The sequence below is a fragment of the Uliginosibacterium aquaticum genome (assembly GCF_012972705.2).
GTDB lineage: Bacteria > Pseudomonadota > Gammaproteobacteria > Burkholderiales > Rhodocyclaceae > Uliginosibacterium > Uliginosibacterium aquaticum.
The window spans coordinates 63,833-79,567 of record NZ_JABCSC020000005.1 but is presented as its reverse complement, the minus strand read 5'-3'; the positions used below and the strand labels follow the sequence as shown (position 1 = coordinate 79,567).

General features: G+C 63.6%; 20 protein-coding genes and 1 tRNA gene. 11 read left to right on the top strand and 10 right to left on the bottom strand.

The window, feature by feature from the left end; translation table 11 throughout:
• Window positions 1–56: 56 nt before the first annotated feature.
• The gene (locus HJ583_RS17125; RefSeq protein ID WP_170023055.1) at window positions 57–1,577 is read left to right on the top strand and encodes a YiiX/YebB-like N1pC/P60 family cysteine hydrolase; all 1,521 of its coding nucleotides are present in this window, start codon (window positions 57–59) and stop codon (window positions 1,575–1,577) included.
• A gap of 46 nt (window positions 1,578–1,623) precedes the next feature.
• On the opposite strand, the gene rnhA is transcribed toward HJ583_RS17125, so the two are convergent.
• Both rnhA and HJ583_RS17115 read right to left on the bottom strand, forming a co-directional pair.
• Entirely contained in the window at window positions 1,624–2,085 is a 462-nt protein-coding gene (rnhA, locus tag HJ583_RS17120) for a ribonuclease HI (protein ID WP_101943917.1), read from the bottom strand.
• On the bottom strand, window positions 2,073–2,819 hold the full coding sequence (locus HJ583_RS17115; protein ID WP_170023054.1) for a class I SAM-dependent methyltransferase: 747 nt from the start codon (window positions 2,817–2,819) through the stop codon (window positions 2,073–2,075). Before HJ583_RS17115 ends, rnhA begins: the two co-directional genes overlap by 13 nt.
• Window positions 2,820–2,844: 25 nt before the next feature.
• On the opposite strand from HJ583_RS17115, the gene gloB reads away from it, so the two are divergent.
• A complete protein-coding gene (gene gloB / locus HJ583_RS17110) occupies window positions 2,845–3,621 on the top strand; it encodes a hydroxyacylglutathione hydrolase (protein WP_217423491.1) in 777 nt (258 codons plus the stop codon).
• Here gloB and HJ583_RS17105 read toward each other — a convergent pair whose 3' ends face one another.
• Together HJ583_RS17105 and HJ583_RS17100 are read right to left on the bottom strand one after the other, a co-directional pair.
• Window positions 3,622–4,020: a response regulator transcription factor gene (locus tag HJ583_RS17105; RefSeq protein ID WP_170023053.1), complete on the bottom strand. Its 399-nt coding sequence runs from the start codon at window positions 4,018–4,020 to the stop codon at window positions 3,622–3,624.
• Window positions 4,017–4,967 carry a diguanylate cyclase gene (locus tag HJ583_RS17100; protein ID WP_170023052.1) on the bottom strand — a complete coding sequence of 317 codons (951 nt, stop codon included), beginning with the start codon at window positions 4,965–4,967 and terminating at the stop codon, window positions 4,017–4,019. The genes HJ583_RS17105 and HJ583_RS17100 overlap by 4 nt, the downstream gene beginning before the upstream one ends.
• Window positions 4,968–5,229: 262 nt before the next feature.
• Between HJ583_RS17100 and fliO the strand changes: the two genes are divergently transcribed.
• The 9 genes from fliO (at window position 5,230) to HJ583_RS17055 (ending at window position 10,256) form a co-directional block, all read left to right on the top strand.
• Window positions 5,230–5,637, top strand: a complete 408-nt coding sequence (fliO, locus tag HJ583_RS17095; RefSeq protein ID WP_170023051.1) for a flagellar biosynthetic protein FliO — start codon at window positions 5,230–5,232, stop codon at window positions 5,635–5,637.
• Entirely contained in the window at window positions 5,627–6,361 is a 735-nt protein-coding gene (gene fliP / locus HJ583_RS17090; RefSeq protein ID WP_170023050.1) for a flagellar type III secretion system pore protein FliP, read from the top strand. Before fliO ends, fliP begins: the two co-directional genes overlap by 11 nt.
• Before the next feature lie 15 nt (window positions 6,362–6,376).
• Window positions 6,377–6,646, top strand: coding sequence for a flagellar biosynthesis protein FliQ (fliQ, locus tag HJ583_RS17085; protein ID WP_101943928.1), 270 nt, complete (start codon window positions 6,377–6,379; stop codon window positions 6,644–6,646).
• A gap of 10 nt (window positions 6,647–6,656) precedes the next feature.
• Window positions 6,657–7,442 (top strand): flagellar biosynthetic protein FliR, encoded by a 786-nt coding sequence (gene fliR, locus HJ583_RS17080; RefSeq protein WP_170023049.1) that lies wholly within the window; start codon window positions 6,657–6,659, stop codon window positions 7,440–7,442.
• Between the two features lie 100 nt (window positions 7,443–7,542).
• Complete coding sequence (minC, locus tag HJ583_RS17075) at window positions 7,543–8,325, top strand: septum site-determining protein MinC (protein ID WP_170023048.1); 783 nt, start codon at window positions 7,543–7,545, stop codon at window positions 8,323–8,325.
• 29 nt (window positions 8,326–8,354) lie between these two features.
• Window positions 8,355–9,173 (top strand): septum site-determining protein MinD, encoded by an 819-nt coding sequence (gene minD, locus HJ583_RS17070; protein ID WP_101943931.1) that lies wholly within the window; start codon window positions 8,355–8,357, stop codon window positions 9,171–9,173.
• A gap of 1 nt (window position 9,174) precedes the next feature.
• Window positions 9,175–9,435, top strand: coding sequence for a cell division topological specificity factor MinE (gene minE / locus HJ583_RS17065; RefSeq protein ID WP_101943932.1), 261 nt, complete (start codon window positions 9,175–9,177; stop codon window positions 9,433–9,435).
• Window positions 9,436–9,499: 64 nt separating this feature from the next.
• Window positions 9,500–10,120, top strand: a complete 621-nt coding sequence (locus HJ583_RS17060) for a trimeric intracellular cation channel family protein (RefSeq protein WP_170023047.1) — start codon at window positions 9,500–9,502, stop codon at window positions 10,118–10,120.
• Between the two features lie 51 nt (window positions 10,121–10,171).
• A tRNA-Leu gene (locus tag HJ583_RS17055) sits at window positions 10,172–10,256 on the top strand.
• 91 nt (window positions 10,257–10,347) lie between these two features.
• On the opposite strand, the gene HJ583_RS17050 is transcribed toward HJ583_RS17055, so the two are convergent.
• From HJ583_RS17050 to cbiE, 6 genes are read right to left on the bottom strand one after another with little or no spacing between them, the layout of a single operon-like run.
• Window positions 10,348–10,734, bottom strand: coding sequence for a (2Fe-2S) ferredoxin domain-containing protein (locus HJ583_RS17050; RefSeq protein ID WP_170023046.1), 387 nt, complete (start codon window positions 10,732–10,734; stop codon window positions 10,348–10,350).
• A complete protein-coding gene (gene cobJ / locus HJ583_RS17045; RefSeq protein WP_235943909.1) occupies window positions 10,731–11,735 on the bottom strand; it encodes a precorrin-3B C(17)-methyltransferase in 1,005 nt (334 codons plus the stop codon). The genes HJ583_RS17050 and cobJ overlap by 4 nt, the downstream gene beginning before the upstream one ends.
• Before the next feature lie 2 nt (window positions 11,736–11,737).
• On the bottom strand, window positions 11,738–12,832 hold the full coding sequence (bluB, locus tag HJ583_RS19375; RefSeq protein WP_217423490.1) for a 5,6-dimethylbenzimidazole synthase: 1,095 nt from the start codon (window positions 12,830–12,832) through the stop codon (window positions 11,738–11,740).
• Complete coding sequence (locus HJ583_RS17030) at window positions 12,829–13,590, bottom strand: cobalamin biosynthesis central domain-containing protein (RefSeq protein WP_170023045.1); 762 nt, start codon at window positions 13,588–13,590, stop codon at window positions 12,829–12,831. The genes bluB and HJ583_RS17030 overlap by 4 nt, the downstream gene beginning before the upstream one ends.
• On the bottom strand, window positions 13,587–14,399 hold the full coding sequence (cobI, locus tag HJ583_RS17025; protein ID WP_170023044.1) for a precorrin-2 C(20)-methyltransferase: 813 nt from the start codon (window positions 14,397–14,399) through the stop codon (window positions 13,587–13,589). The genes HJ583_RS17030 and cobI overlap by 4 nt, the downstream gene beginning before the upstream one ends.
• A complete protein-coding gene (cbiE, locus tag HJ583_RS17020; protein WP_170023043.1) occupies window positions 14,389–15,732 on the bottom strand; it encodes a precorrin-6y C5,15-methyltransferase (decarboxylating) subunit CbiE in 1,344 nt (447 codons plus the stop codon). The genes cobI and cbiE overlap by 11 nt, the downstream gene beginning before the upstream one ends.
• Window positions 15,733–15,735: the final 3 nt, after the last annotated feature.

Genomic DNA, 15,735 nt, shown 5'->3' with positions numbered 1-15,735 from the left:
GGCGAGTCGTGTGCCAGCGGCTTATGCTTCTTCGCCCCGATGCTGGAGACCTTCTCGTGCGCCTGCCCCACCTACCCTGCCTGATCCTTGCCTGCATCAGTCTGCTCAGTCTGCCAGCCGCCGCTGCAGCGGCCGGGAGCTGCGCTGCACAGGAGATCGAAACGCTGCAGCCACTCGCTGCCGACGCCGTCCAGGCCGTATTCCGCGAGCGCATCGAAGCCTTCCAGCCCTTGGCGGAAGAGGCCCTCGCCGAGCGTGAAAAACTGATCCGCGGCGCCATCGTCCTGCGTGACAAGCGCGAACGCGGCGAGCCCCTGAGTGGCGCCAATCTCGAAAACATTCGCCTCGCCACCCTCGCCCATATCAAGTTGCGCGAGCGCCTGCTGCAGATAGCCGAGCACAACGAATGCTGGCTCGAACCGCTCGCACCTGCCTTGAGAACACGTGCGGAATTCCAGCGCGCGCGCAATGAAGGCGTAATGATGGCACTGGCCGCAGCCCTGCTGCTCTACGACAACTACCTGCTCGCCGTATCCCTCTATGAACAGGACGGCGCCCTTCGGCGCATCGTGGACCAGGCCGACCCAGGCTGGGGTCTGTCGCCCGGGCAGATGCGCGAAGCGCAGCGTGGCTACCATTCGGAAGCCAAGCGCCAGCGTGTACGGCGCGCCATCGAACATTACCAGCGCGAGATCCGCCCTCAGCGCGACAGTCTGCCCAGTAGCGAAGAGCGTTACCTTGCCGGGCTGGTCGAACAGAGCCCTTCCTTCGTCCGGATACAGGAAAGCAGCGTGGCCGGACGCGTACTCAATCGCATCGGCCTCTTCAACCAGCTCACCGGCGACCAGGTGCGCCGCCTTGGAAAAGACGGCATGGGCATGTTCTCGATGCTCTTCGGCAACGCCATTGGTGTGATCGAAACCCGCCAGGGCTATCTGCACGAAAATCAAAGCGCACGCACCCAATTACTCAGCCAGCTCAAGGCGGGTGACATCCTCCTGGAGAAGACGCCCTTCCGCCTGACCGACGCTTTGATCCCCGGCTACTGGGGGCATGTCGCAATCTGGGTCGGTAACGAAGCGGAACTGCGTGAACTGGGCGTATGGGATCACCCCGTGCTGCGCCCCCACCAGGCCTCCATCCGCAACGGGCGCTCAGTGATCGAGGCGCTGCGCCCCGGCGTGACCGCCAGCACCCTGGCGCATTTCATGAATGTGGACGATCTGCTCGCCCTGCGCGATCCAGCAGCCAGTCGCGAAGCTCAGGTCCAGCGCGTGCTGCGCGCCTTCCGCCAGATCGGCAAACCTTATGATTTCAATTTCGACGTCGAAAGCACTGATCGCATCGTCTGCTCAGAACTGGTCTATCAGGTCTTCACCGAGATGAGCTGGCCGACCTCACGCGCCATGGGGCGCGCCACCATCAGCCCGGATCAGGTAGCCGAACGCGCGCTCGATGGCCAGGGCCTGCAGGTGGTGGCCCTGTATCAGGCAGGCAAGCCAATCGAACAGGATCCGGCACGCCAGCTCCATCGTTTGATGCGCGGGCGCGAGCCCGCGAAAGTCGCACTGCGCTAGGATCTGTCGGCATACATTCGGCAGATCGAATGTATGCCGACAGCCCCTAGACCGGCTCTACGGCCTTGCCACTCTTGCGCACCGCCTCCACCCCGAGGCGGGCCAGCTCGTCGCAGCGCTCGTTTTCGGTATGCCCAGCGTGGCCTCTGACCCACACCCATTCCAGCTGGTGGCGCGCCGCCTCTGCGTCCAGCAGGCGCCACAGGTCCTCATTTTTCACCGGCTCCTTGCCAGCAGTTTTCCAGCCGCGTTTCTTCCAGCCCTGCAGCCACTCGGTCATCCCCTTTTGCACATACTGGGAGTCGGTGTGCACGCGCGCCGTCACCGGCCGCTTGAGTGCAGCCAGTGCCCGAATTACCGCCAGCATTTCCATGCGGTTATTGGTCGTGGCGGGCTCGCCACCCCACAGCTCCTTCTCGTGAGTACCCGCGCGCAGGATGGCGCCCCAGCCGCCGGGGCCGGGATTGCCCGAGCAAGCGCCATCGGTAAAGATTTCTACATGTTCCATTCTGAATCCTGGTGTGGGTTTTTCTGTGTCACCACAGCCATGCCTTTCTTGCTTGCCTTCAGCTGACGCCAGCGCGGCATGATCAGACGCAGCCCCTGCACCCGCTTCACGGCATGCAGCACATAGGCCCCGCCAGCGATCGGCCAGCAATGACGGCCAGCCGCTTCCATGAATGACCAGCGCCGCAGCCACACTTCGCTCGCCAGGGGCGGCGCGTAGCAGCCGTATTGCAGATCATGCACTTCGAGGCCCAGCAGGCTCAGCCAATCCTTCAGGCGCGACACCGACAGATACTGGCCGGTCCACGGGATTTCACCCATGTGCCCCGAGAAACTGCGCCGCAGACCCCACAGGCTCAGCGGATTGAAGCCACTGACCAGCAGGTGGCCTTCGGGCAGCAGCACCCTTTCCACTTCGCGCAAGACCTGATGCGGGTGACTAGCGAACTCCAGCACATGCGGCAGGATCACCAGATCCAGGCTTTGCGAAGCAAAAGGCAGCTCTTCGACGGCTGCCTGCAGCGCACCGGGCTCGCCCGGGTCACGACAGACATTGCAGTGCAGACGGTGCGGCATACGGTTGGCGCGCAGGAAGCCCTGCCCGCACAATCCGATCTGCACCGCATTGAAGCCGAAAATATCCGCCACACGCTGATCGAACTGGCTTTGCTCCCAGGCTTGCAGATAAAGCCCACGCGGCGTTTCGAACCATTGACCGAGATTGCTCAGCGACATGCGGCAAGCCTCGTAGAATAAAGGCATGGAGAAGATGACCCTGCGGATTGTTCCCGTTTCTGCCCTGCGCGACAACTATATCTGGGCACTGTGCAGCGGCACGTGCTGCTGGCTGGTCGACCCGGGCGAAGCAGCGCCAGCCGAGGCCTTCCTCGCCCGCGAAGGACTCGTCCTGGGCGGCATCCTGCTCACCCATCGCCATGCTGACCACCAGGGCGGCGTAGCCGAGCTGCTGACGACGAGATCCTGCCCGGTTCTGGGGCCACTCAGCCCAGCCATCCCGACAGTGACCAACCCACTGCGAGGCGGTGAAATGATTGAACTGGCTGGGCTGCCCGGCCTGGCCGAGATCTTTGCAACCCCCGGCCATACCGAGGAACACATCGCCTATCTATGGCAAGGCGCACTGTTCTGCGGTGACACGCTTTTTGCCGGCGGCTGTGGCCGTTTGCTGGGCGGTACCGCACCTCAACTCCATGCGTCACTGCAAATGCTGGCAAACCTACCCGGCGACACCCGCATCTGCTGCGCGCATGAATACACGCTGTCCAATCTGGCATTTGCGGCCGCCGTCGAACCTACCAACCTCGCAATCACCCGACGCCGCGCCCACTGCGAAACACTTCGTAGCGAAGCTCATCCAACCGTCCCGTCACACCTGCGGGACGAGCTTGAAACCAATCCATTCCTGCGCTGTGATCAGCCTGCGGTACGGCAAGCCGCTGAAGCCCGGGCAGGTCACTCCCTTGAGGAGCCACTGGAGGTGTTCTCCACCTTGCGAGGCTGGAAAGACAGTTTCTAATCACCCTCGGGGCTTGCGCCCGGTTGCACCTTCGATGGAGGCAATCACTTTGGCGCCGTTGAAGGGTTTCACGAGGTAGCCACAAGCACCGCCCTGAATAGCGGACTGAACGGTGTCGCGATCCGTCGAGCCGGTCACCATGAGCACCCGCACATCCGGCATCTCGGCCTTGATCTGGGCCAGCACCTCGATGCCCGATATGTTCGGCATCATCACGTCCAGGCACACCAGCCCCGGGCGCAGCTTGCGCACCAGCGCCACCCCCGCCTCCCCATCCTTGGCCTCCCCCACTACGTCAATACCCTCCGCGCGCAGGATGCTGCGCAACATGGCCCGAGTGGTGTCGTTGTCATCAATGATCACCACGCTCAGGCCGGCAAAACGGTTTTGCAGGCTCATTGCTCTTCTCCCGAATAAGGCATAACACGATTACGCCCCGATTGCTTGGCCTGATAGAGCGCGCTATCGGCGTCTCCCAGAAGTTGTTCGGCGGTGCCACGCTCACGACGCGGGATGGTACAAGCGACACCAATACTGATCGAGACCAGCCCCAGCTCCGCAACTCCGTGTGGAATGGCCAGCGCCTCAACGCCCAGCCTCAACTCCTCCGCAACCTGCAGCGCGCCGTCCAGCGCAGTATCCGGCAGGATCACCGCAAACTCCTCTCCGCCGTAGCGCGCAGCCATATCTGCAGGACGTCGTGCGCCCTCCTTGAGCACAGCCGCCACGCTGCGCAGGCATTCGTCTCCAGTCTGATGACCATAGAAATCGTTGTACTGCTTGAAGCTATCCACATCGCACATCAGCAAGGACAAGGGCGCAGCCGAGCGCACGCCGCGTGCCCATTCGCGTTGCAGAAATTCATCGAACTGACGGCGATTAGAGATGCCGGTCAGCCCATCCACCGAAGAGAGTCTCAGCAGTTCGCGATTGGCCTCGTCCAGGCGGCGGGTGAGCACCACCAGCGAATAGCGCATCTGGGCAATACGCTGCATGGCCCGGACCTTGGCATTGAGCACGATCTCGGAGACCGGCTTGACCAGATAATCATCGCCACCCACGGCAATGCCACGCTCAAGGTCTTCATCATTGGTACGTGCCGTGAGGAAAATGATGGGCGTCCATTCACCATCGCGCTCAAGCTGACGCATGCGTTTGGCCGTTTCGTATCCATCAATGCCGGGCATGATCACGTCCAGCAATACCAGATCTGGCCGGTGCTCCTTGAACAGCTCGATGCCCGTCGCACCATCCGCAGCCGTCAGAGCCTCGATACCCATCTTGCGCAGCTGATGGCTGATCACGGTAGAACTGGTAAGCGTGTCGTCGATAACCAGTGCTTTCATCTGCTTGAATATTCCGCCCCGAAAATTGGCTGCCGACCCGCCCGGACCTGACAGCAGGACAAGGTCGACGCCATTCGCCGGAATCCCTGCTCCCTCTCCTGTTTTCGGACAGAGACCTGACATTCTTTAGGGCTCTTTACAGCCCGAACGGCATTCGCAAGGCAAGTCGGCAGAATTTGCCGCCCTTTTCCGCGGCTTTTCCGCTGCTGACTCCAAGCCCGGCCGCCCTAAGCTGCAGACATTCCCACTTCGTCTGCACATCGTGAGCCTGCGCCTGCTCGTCCTCTTACTCCTGCCAAGCCCGGCTTTTGCCGCTGATGCGCTGCCGACACCTGCCACCAGCCTGCTGCAGATGCTGCTCGGGCTGGGCGCCACCCTACTGGTGCTGCTTGGCGCGCTGATCATGCTCAAGCGCCTGCAAGGCCGGCGGCCCGGCCAGGGCAGCCTGATGCACATCCGCAGCGCAATCTCGGTGGGCACGCGCGAGAAAGTCGTATTGCTGGAAGTCGGCAAACAGGTGCTGGTGCTGGGCGTCACGCCTGGCCGCATCAACGCCCTGCATAGTCTCGATGCCAGCGATCTTCCCCCGGCCACAACGCCAGGTCCCTTGCCCGGCAGCGAGTTTGCCGGACGCTTGCGCCAGATGCTGGAGCGTCGCCATGAAAGCTGAACGCGCGCTCGCCCTGCTGCTCCTGATCCTGCCGGCGCTGGCCCAGGCCCAGGGCATTCCGGCGCTCACCAGTACGCCTTCGGGGGGGGGCGGCACGACTTACAGCCTGCCGGTACAAACAGTCCTGATGCTCACGGCGCTGAGTTTCCTGCCGGCGGTGATCCTGATGATGACCTGCTTTACCCGCATCATCATCGTCCTATCCCTGCTACGCCACGCCATGGGCACCCAGACCACCCCCCCCACCCAGGTCCTGTTGGGTCTGGCCTTGTTTCTGAGTTTTTTCATTATGTCTCCGGTACTGGACAAGGTGTATGACGAGGCCTACCGGCCACTGGCGGAAAACCGCATCCAGTTCGACGAGGCGGTGCAACGCGCGTCCGTGCCGATGAAGGCCTTCATGCTGGCGCAGATCCGCGAACCGGACCTGTCGCTCTTCGCTCAGCTCGCCAAAGTGCCGAAAGTGGACAAGGCCGCCGACCTACCGATGCGGGTGATCGTGCCGGCCTTCGTCACGAGCGAACTCAAAACAGCCTTCCAGATCGGCTTCATCATCTTCATCCCCTTCCTGATCATCGACCTGGTCGTGGCCTCGGTGCTGATGTCGATGGGCATGATGATGATGTCGCCTGTCATCGTCAGCCTGCCCTTCAAGATCATGCTCTTCGTGCTGGTGGATGGCTGGAATCTGCTGATTTCGTCGCTGGTGCGAAGTTTCGGCTAGCGCAAGGAGACCGCCATGACCCCAGCCACCGTAATGGAAATCGGCCGCAGCGCACTCGAAGTGGCGCTGATCGTTGCTGCTCCAATGTTTGCAGCCGCCCTGATCACTGGCCTGATCATCAGCATCCTTCAGGCCGCCACCCAGATCAACGAGCAGACCCTATCCTTCGTGCCAAAGCTGATCGTGATGTTCGTCACCCTCATCCTGGCCGGCCCATGGATGATCACCATGCTCACCGACTATATCCGCCGTCTCTACGGGGCCATCCCGAGCCTGATCGGCTAGCTCCCGCATCATGCTGACGATCACCGCAGCCCAGCTCGATGCCTTGCTGCTGGCCTGGATGTACCCGCTCGCCCGGGTGCTCGGCATGGTCAGCGCAGCACCGATCTTCAACAGCCGCGCCACGCCACTACGAATCCGGCTCGCCATTGGTGTGGTTCTCACCGTTGCCATCGCCCCGATGCTCCCCCCCCCGCCGGCCATGGCTCCCGGAAGCTGGGCAGGCATCGCACTTTTTGTGCAGCAGATCCTGATCGGCAGCGCCATGGGCCTCACCATGCGCATCGTGATGGCCGCGCTGGATATCGCCGGCGAAATCATCGGCCTGCAGATGGGCCTCTCCTTTGCCACCTTCTTCGATCCGGACACTTCCGCGCAGACTGCCGTGCTCGGCGAATTCCTCGGTCTGCTGGCGATTCTGGTATTCCTCGCGCTCAATGGCCACTTGCTGCTGGTCGACGTTCTGATCCGCAGCTTCGAGCTGGCCCCCATCGGCGGAGTGAAGCTGACCGACAAGCCCTGGCTGGGACTGCTGCGCGTAGTCACCCTGGCGTTCTCGAGTGGCCTGCTGCTGGCCTTGCCGATCATCGCTGCGCTTCTCATCACCAATATCTCACTGGCCGTACTCACGCGCGCTGCGCCGCAGCTCAACATCTTCGCCATCGGCTTCCCGGTCACCTCCACAGTCGGGCTGATCGTGATGATCGTCTCGCTTGAAGCCCTAGCACCGGCCATGCAGCTGGTTTTTGAACGCGGTTTCGAGCTGGTCGGGCAATTCCTGCGGGCCCTGCCGGGATAAAGTCACAAACGCGGGTATGCCGTTTGCAGATCCGGCTTGCCGGCAAGCCCCCCAAAAAGTAGACTCGGGCGCTTGATTACAGCCGGATTTCATGCCGTTCATGGCAAAACCCATTGAATTCAAGGCCGGTACGCTCACCGCGATGAGCGCCGTGCTGCGCGAAGTCGACAACGTTCGCCTGGCCGACGCCCTGCAAGTGATGCTGGGCGGCATGGGCGAATTTTTCGCCGGCGAGCCTACGATCATCGATATCAGCCAGGCCAAGAGCCTGCCGGACCGCGTGGACTGGAGCGGCCTGCAGAGCCTGCTGCGCCGCTATGGTCTGCAGCCCGTAGCCCTGCGCGGCGCTCCCGAACATCTGCACGATGCTGCCCGCCGTGCCGGCCTCGCGGTACTCGGCGATGAAGCCGCCAAGCTCAAAGCAGCCACGACCGTCCATCCCGTTGCGGCGCCCGTGGCAGAAGTGATGGCCGAGCCGGCAGTGGGCAGCACCGGTGCAGCACCAGCACCGGCAGATTCCCTGCCCCCGTCCGTCGGCACCATGGTGGTTGACCGCACCATCCGCTCTGGCCAGCAGATCTACGCCAAGGGCGCCGATCTGGTGATCCTTGGGGCGGTCAGCAATGGCGCGGAAGTCATCGCCGACGGCAGCATCCACTGCTACGGCCCCCTGCGTGGCCGTGCCATCGCCGGCGCGGCCGGAAATCGTCAGGCACGCATTTTCACCACCAATTTCGGCCCCGAACTCATCTCGGTGGCAGGCGTATTCCGCACCTTCGAAAAAGGCATTCCCGCAGCAATCGCCGGCAAACCGACGCAGGCGCAGCTGCGCGGCGAGGACGACAAGGCCGCACTCGTGCTCGATCCGCTCAAGCTCGACTGAACACAACAAACAAACCAGGGAGAAACCCAGTGACCACCCGCATCATCGTCGTAACCTCCGGCAAGGGAGGGGTGGGCAAGACCACCACCAGCGCCAGTTTCGCCTCCGGCCTCGCGCTGCGCGGTTTCAAGACCGCCGTGATCGACTTTGACGTCGGCCTGCGCAACCTGGATCTCATCATGGGCTGCGAACGCCGCGTGGTGTATGACTTCGTGAACGTCATCCAGGGCGAAGCCAATCTGCATCAAGCCCTGATCAAGGACAAGCACTGCGAAAACCTCTTCGTGCTGCCCGCCTCGCAGACCCGCGACAAGGATGCGCTCTCCGAAGAAGGCGTCGAAAAGGTACTCAAGGAGCTCGAGCACATGGGTTTCGACTACGTCATCTGCGATTCGCCTGCCGGCATCGAACATGGCGCCATCATGGCGCTCACCTTCGCCGACGAAGCCCTGATCGTCACCAACCCGGAAGTCTCCTCGATCCGCGACTCCGACCGCATCCTCGGCATCCTGCAGAGCAAGAGCCGCCGCGCCAAGGAAGGCCGCGAGGCCGTCAAGGAGCATCTGGTCGTCACCCGCTACTCAGCGCGCCGCGTTGAAGAAGGCGAAATGCTTTCCTACAAGGACGTGCAGGAACTCCTGCGGGTTCCGCTGCTGGGCGTCATCCCGGAGTCCGAAACCGTTCTTCAGGCATCCAACTCCGGTGCTCCGGTGATCCACACCAAGGAATCCGAAGCCGCCGAAGCCTATCAGGACGTCGTTTCCCGCTTCCTCGGCGAAGAGCGCGAAATGCGCTTCGTGACCTATGAGAAGCCGGGTCTGCTCAAGCGTATTTTCGGAGGAGCCTGAGATGAGCTGGCTTGAAAAGATTTTCGGCGGCACCCAACCGAAAACGGCTCAGCTTGCCAAGGAACGCCTGACCCTGGTGATTGCCCACCAGCGCGCCGACGAAGCCGGCGCACCGGACTTCCTGCCTGAACTGCAGAAAGAACTGATCGCGGTGATCTCGAAATACGTCAAGGTCAACGCCGACGACATCAAGGTGCAGCTGGAGAAAAAAGGAAATTACGAGGTGCTCGAGGTCAACATCGTGATGCCTGAGGCACACTGATCCCTGCTCCCTGCCACACCCATGCTGCCCGGCACTGCCGGGCAGTTTCATTTACGGCCATGCCATGGACAACCTGATTTCCTTCGACTGGCTCTATCTGATCGGCACGGTCTCGTTCTCGATCTCCGGCTACCTGATCGGCGCCCACAAGCAGTTTGACATTCTCGGCATCACCATCCTGGCGCTCCTCACAGCGATTGGTGGCGGCCTCCTGCGCGACGCCCTGATCGGCCGCATGCCCCTCGTCTTCATCAACGCCAGTCCAGTCATGGCCTGCTTTGCCACCCTGAGCGTCGCCTGGCTGATCAAACTGCATCGCCACAGCCAGCTCTTCCTGCGCCGCGCCTTCATCATTGCGGACTCAATCGGCTTGGTCGCCTTCAGCATTGCCGGCGCTCAAGTCGGCATCGGGCTGGAGCTGAACCTGTTCGGCGTCGCCTTCCTCGGCTTCATCACTGCGGTGGGCGGAGGTCTCGTGCGCGACATGATGGTGAATGAAGTCCCCTTCATCCTGCATCGCGACTTCTACGGCACGGTCTCCATCCTTGTCGCAGTCATGCTCTACGGCGCGGCACATCTCGGCGCGGCAGACCGGGTCACCCACTGGGCCCTGTTCCTGTTCGGACTGGCCCTTCGCCTGATAGCACACAGCCGTGACATGAGCCTACCAAGGGCCGACAAATAATCCCCTGCAAAGCCAGCCAGACCAAGCTTTCGGGTTAGAATTCGGCGCCCTGCCCGGGTGGTGAAACTGGTAGACACAAGGGACTTAAAATCCCTCGGCGCAAGCTGTACGGGTTCGATTCCCGTCCCGGGCACCAAGCTTAAAAACGCATCGCATCAGGTCATGACTGTAAGCCCGCAAACAGCGGGCTTACAGCTTTGCTCCGGAAGACCCCAGAGGCCTCCTCTCTACTCCATGAGCTCACCACCTCCGGCAGGCGGGGAACACGGGCCTTGGTGGAACACCAGTTCGCTGACGGAGCGGCCACCCGCGAGATGCTCAGTGATGATGCGATCCATGTTCTCCGGCGTGACCTGGTAATACCAGGTGCCATCTGGCTGCACACACAGGATCGGCCCGCCTTTGCAGGCCGCAAAGCAGCTGACCCGGCTGCGCTTGACGCGCAGCGGCCCGCTATCGAGCCCGGCAGCCTTGAGTTTCTCGCCCAGGCTGTCGAACAAGGCTTGTGCTGCGCCATCCTGCGCACAGCGGGGGCCGGTGCACACCAGCAGGTGGCGTCCATAGTCAGCAATGCGCGGTTTCACCACGACCGTATCCTTCTCCTGGCTACTCATTCACCGCCCTCCTCTGAGACGGCCTCAAGCGCCTCCGGTAGCGGCTCGGCGAGCGTGTCGCGCAGGTATTCGAGTGGCAGGCGATGGCGCCGGGCCAGCTCCTCCAGTGAGATACCGTCTGCCACATCCGCCTGCAAGTTCTGCAGCCAGCCGAGCAGCCCGGTCGACAGCGAACGCCCGGCCTTCTCTCCTTCGTGTGTGCAGCCTTGCGCAAGATCGTATTTGTTGGCATAGCCGCGCGGCGTGACCATGCAGCCATGACGCACGAAGGTGCTGCTGTTGCCGATCAGCACCGTGCTGAGCATGCCGATGTCAGCGTCCACCATCTGCGCCAGGGTCGTGAAAACGATGTTTTCGCGGCGCCGGTAGGCACTCTTGACGATGGCCACCGGCGTTTCAGGCCGCCGATGGCGCAGGAACAGGCGCTGCGCCTCGGTGATCTGGCGTGTGCGTCGTCCGCTGCGGGGGTTGTACAGCGCCACCACGAAATCGGCGGCAGCGGCGGCGTCCAGGCGTCGCGCGATGACCGGCCAGGGGGTGAGCAGGTCCGACAGGGAAATGGCACAGAAATCATGGGTCAGCGGCGCCCCCACCCGGGCCGCACAACTGTTGATCGCCGACGCCCCCGGCACGATTTCGACCTCGATGCCCGAGTCCGGCGTCCATCCGGCCTGAAACAACACCTCGTAGGTGGGCCCGGCCATGCCGTAGACGCCGGCGTCTCCCGAGGACACCAGCGCCACTTTCTTGCCCGCGCGCGCACGCTCCAGCGCCTCGATGGCGCGATCGAGCTCTTCGGTCATGCTCTTGCGGATGACTTCCTTGCCTTCGATCAGATCGGCCACCAGCTTGATGTAGGTGACGTATCCAATGATCGTATCGGCCTCGGCGATCGCCGCCCGGGCACGGCCAGTCATGTGTTCCACGCTGCCAGGGCCGATACCCACCAGCATGATCTTGCCGGCGCCCGTAGCGCCCTCGGTTTGAATTGCGGACTGCATCACTACTCCTGCTTCAATGGCCCGGCAGATGCACAGGCATCCGCCGCGGAATCTTCGGAAAATGCCCAGCGGTTCTCGCCGAACAATGCGGCGGCATCGCGTGGCTGGCGCCAGTCGGCAAGGCTCAGCATCGGTGCCGGATAAAAGCTCGCCACCGGGCCGATGCACAGCAGGCCCAGAGCCTGGGCGCCCGGCGGCAACTGCAACAACCCGGCCAGCTCCGCCGGCTCGAACAGCGATACCCAGCCCAAGCCCAGGTTCTCTGCGCGGGCGGCCAGCCACAGGTTCTGCACCGCCGCGCCAACCGAACACCAGGCCATTTCCTGCGGCATCGTGCGGCGGCCGAACACGGTGCCGTCATCCGGCGCCAGCAGCACTACCCACAGCTCGGCGCACTCGCGCACGCCCTCCACCTTGAGCGCACGGAAGGCCTCTTCGCGTGCTCCCAAGGCCTGCGCAGTGCGCTCGCACTCGGCGCTCACGCAGTCAGCCAGGCGTGCGCGCAATGCATCGTCGCTGATGCGCAGCACACGCCAGGGCTGCATCAGGCCAACCGAGGGTGCCTGCATCAAGGCTGCGGCCAGGCGCTCGCGGGTTGCCGCATCGATGCTGCAGCCGCTCTGGAAATGACGCATGTCGCGCCGCGCAGCCAGCAGCGCATGTGCCGACTGGCGAGCCTGATGATCGAAGAGGATGCGCTCGGCACCTACTGCGGCCACCGAGACCGTGGCATTCCGCCCATCCGCCCCCTTCACGCGATGCTTCTCGACCCGCAGGGCTCGCGCATCGGCAGCCTGCGCCGCGAGCAAGGCCGCCGCTTCGCTCACCGAGGGTGTGCCGGTGTAATGCCGCACCGTTTCCGAGGGATTGGGCACCTCCACTTCGGCCAGCAGCGCCGGCGGATAGAAGCACAAGGGCCAACCGCGCGCCTGTGCCAAAGCCAGCAGCCCGGCTTCGTCAGCCTTGAGCGTGATGCTGGCCAGCGCCACGACTTCATCGGCCACGGCGCCGGCCATCTCGAGGGCCTCATCCACCGCACGCTCAAGTGTTGCCTGCGGCGTGCCGCGATCGCAGCCCAGACCGATGGCGACTTTCATGCGCCCCCCAGCGGCGGGCGATAGACCACCAGCCGCTCGCTGAGGGCTTCCCACTGCGCGGGCGCGATCTCGCCATGGGTCACCCACAGCACGGCGCCATAGCGCTCGAGCGGCACATCGGCAAAACGCGGATACAGATGGATGTTGGGCGGCACCGGCGTGGGCCGGGTCCACCAGTGCGGGGAGCCAGCCTCCTGCACGAAGGCCACGGGTTCCTCATTGACTACCGCTGCCGACACCCGGGTGATATTGATTTTCGGAGCCTCAACGCGCCAGCCAAGCTCGCGGCCAAGGATGTCGACCGGAATGGTCTTGCCTACGTCGGAAGCGGTGGTCAGTACCGGCGCCGCGCCCAGCAAGGCGGCGATGGTCTCGGCCATCGCGTTGGCGCCGCCCACATGGCCCGAGAGCACCGGAATCACGAACTGGCCAGCGTCATCGATCACCAGCACGCCAGGGTCTTCATCCTTGTTCTTGAGGTGCGGGGCGATCAGGCGCACCACGGCGCCGAGCGAAACAAAGAAAACGATCTGGTCGTAACCCGCAAACAGCGCTGCGATTTCGTCGCGAAACGCGCCGGTGTAGCTGTGCACGCGATTCGGCAAACCTTCCAGCGCTTCACCAAACTTTGCCGCCACGCACAGCTCGGCCAGCGGCAGGGCTGCGGCGAGCCTGGCGGCCTGGGCCGCACCATGGCGGGTGATCGCCACCAGCACCAGCCGCGGCAATACCGGAGACACAGAATCCATCGTGCTCATGCCGGCGCCCCAGCGGCTTGCGCCTGGCGAGTGTTTTTCTTCAGGCAGCCCCGGATTCGCTCGCCACGAATCCGGTGCGGGCTATGCACCAGCATCAGCGACAGATAGCTGACTGTGCTGCCACGCAAAGCGAGCATCTCCTCTCCACGCAGGATGCGTTCGTCAGGCGCCCCGCAGCGTTCGATGAGGCTGGCACCCGCGAGCAGCTCACGCGCCTCCAGCCAGTCGAGGAGATCTTCGATCAGGGGTTTGACCTTGAGCAGCACCAGCGAATCGAAATCGTCCAGCAGACGATCGATCGCGCTCACACCATAGGCGGCGGGCACGATGGCCACCGTATCGTCCTGCTCGCACAAGGGGCGAGCCAGTGCCGCACTGGCGGCGCTGAAGGAATTCACCCCCGCCACCACCTCCACCGCCAGGCCTTCCTCGCGCGCCCGCAAACTGCGCACCAGATGGCCGAAGGTCGCATAGGTACTGGCGTCCCCCTCCACCAGGAACATCACATCCTGCCCGGCCCGCAGACGCGGCAGCACGTAATCAGCCGCACGTTCCCAGCTGCGCACCAGCTTCTCGGCATCATGCGTCATCGGAAACAGCAGCGCCTGATGCTCAGCCGGCGGCAGCAGGCCAGCCCGCCCAACAATGTCGTAAGCATAGCTGGGCGACTTGCTGCTGCGCGTGGGATAGACCCATAGCGCATCGCGCCTCTCCAGCAACTGCCAGGCCCGCCGCGTGATCAGGCCAGGATCGCCCGGGCCCAGGCTGAGCCCGTATAGCGTGCCCATGCGTGAAGCTTCATTCACCATCCATCATTTCCTTGTCCATTTGCGCGTCGCCCTGCCGGGCGCACACGATCCACACCGGGTTCTCTGCCGCCATCCTGTGCATGGCGAGAATCGGTTTGCTGCGCGCCGCCTGCAGTTGCAGCACATCCCAGACGGCGCCTGCTGCCGTCAGGGTCTGGGTCGCAACAGTGAGGTTTTCCAGGGTCACGAAATTCATCACCAGCCAGCCGGCTGGGCGCAGGCGCTGCAGACACAGGCTGATCAGCGCAGCCAACTCGCCGCCGGAGCCGCCAATGAACACCGCATCCGGGTCTGGCCACTGATCGAGATACTGCGGCGCCCGCCCCTGCACCAGGCTGTGATTGCTGACCCCGAAGGCTGCCCGGTTCTGCGCCGCGATCAGGTAGTCATCCGGATTTTTCTCGATCGCCCACACATGCCCCTGCGGACACAGACGCGCAGCTTCCAGACCCACCGAGCCGCTGCCGGCGCCGATGTCCCACACCAGGCTATCGGCCCGTAACTGCATGCGAGCGAGTGATACGGCCCGCACCTCCTGCTTGGTGATCAGGCCCTTCTCCGGCTGGCGCTGGGCATAGGCCGCGTCCATCAGGCCGAAACGCACCAGCTGGCGACGCTCGCGCACTCGCCACAGCAACAGCACATTGGGGTCTGCAAACTGCATCCTGGCTGCATCTGCTGGGCGCAGATCAGCCTGTACCCGCTCGCCGGCCTGGTTCAGGCGCTCAGCCACGGCCAGCTCGAAATCCTCACCCAGTCCCTCCGCCAACAGCAGCCGGGCGACCCGATCCGGGGTATTGGCGGGGCTGGTCAGCACCAGCAAGCGATCATGCTGGCGCAAAGCCTGCGCCAGTTCATACAGGCCGTGGCCAGGTGGCGCACCCGGCAGCCACTCGCCGGCATCGCGGGCATGGATCGATACGATGCGGGCATCCGCCCAGGGCAGGCCAACACGTGCGCAGGCCAGCTGCAGAGTGGATACATTGGGCATCACCTCGATGGCCTGCAGACACAAGCGCGCCGCCAGGTAAGCCGCGATGCCATGGCACAGCGGATCGCCGGTGGCGAGCAGGACCACCGCCTGATTCGCCTCACGGGCGAGGCGAATGCGCTCCACAACCTCGGGCAAGGCGCCCAGCACATGGCGCTCGGCATCGGGCGCGATTTCGTCCTCGAACAAAGCCAGGGTTCGCGGTGCGCCAATCACCAACTGCGCGGCACGCAGGTGGGCCAGCGCGGGAGACGCCAGGCTGGCCGCGCCATCATCCAGCACCCCGATCACGCGGCACGGCAAGGGATCGCGCGCCACGGTATTACACGACACGTCATTCATGGT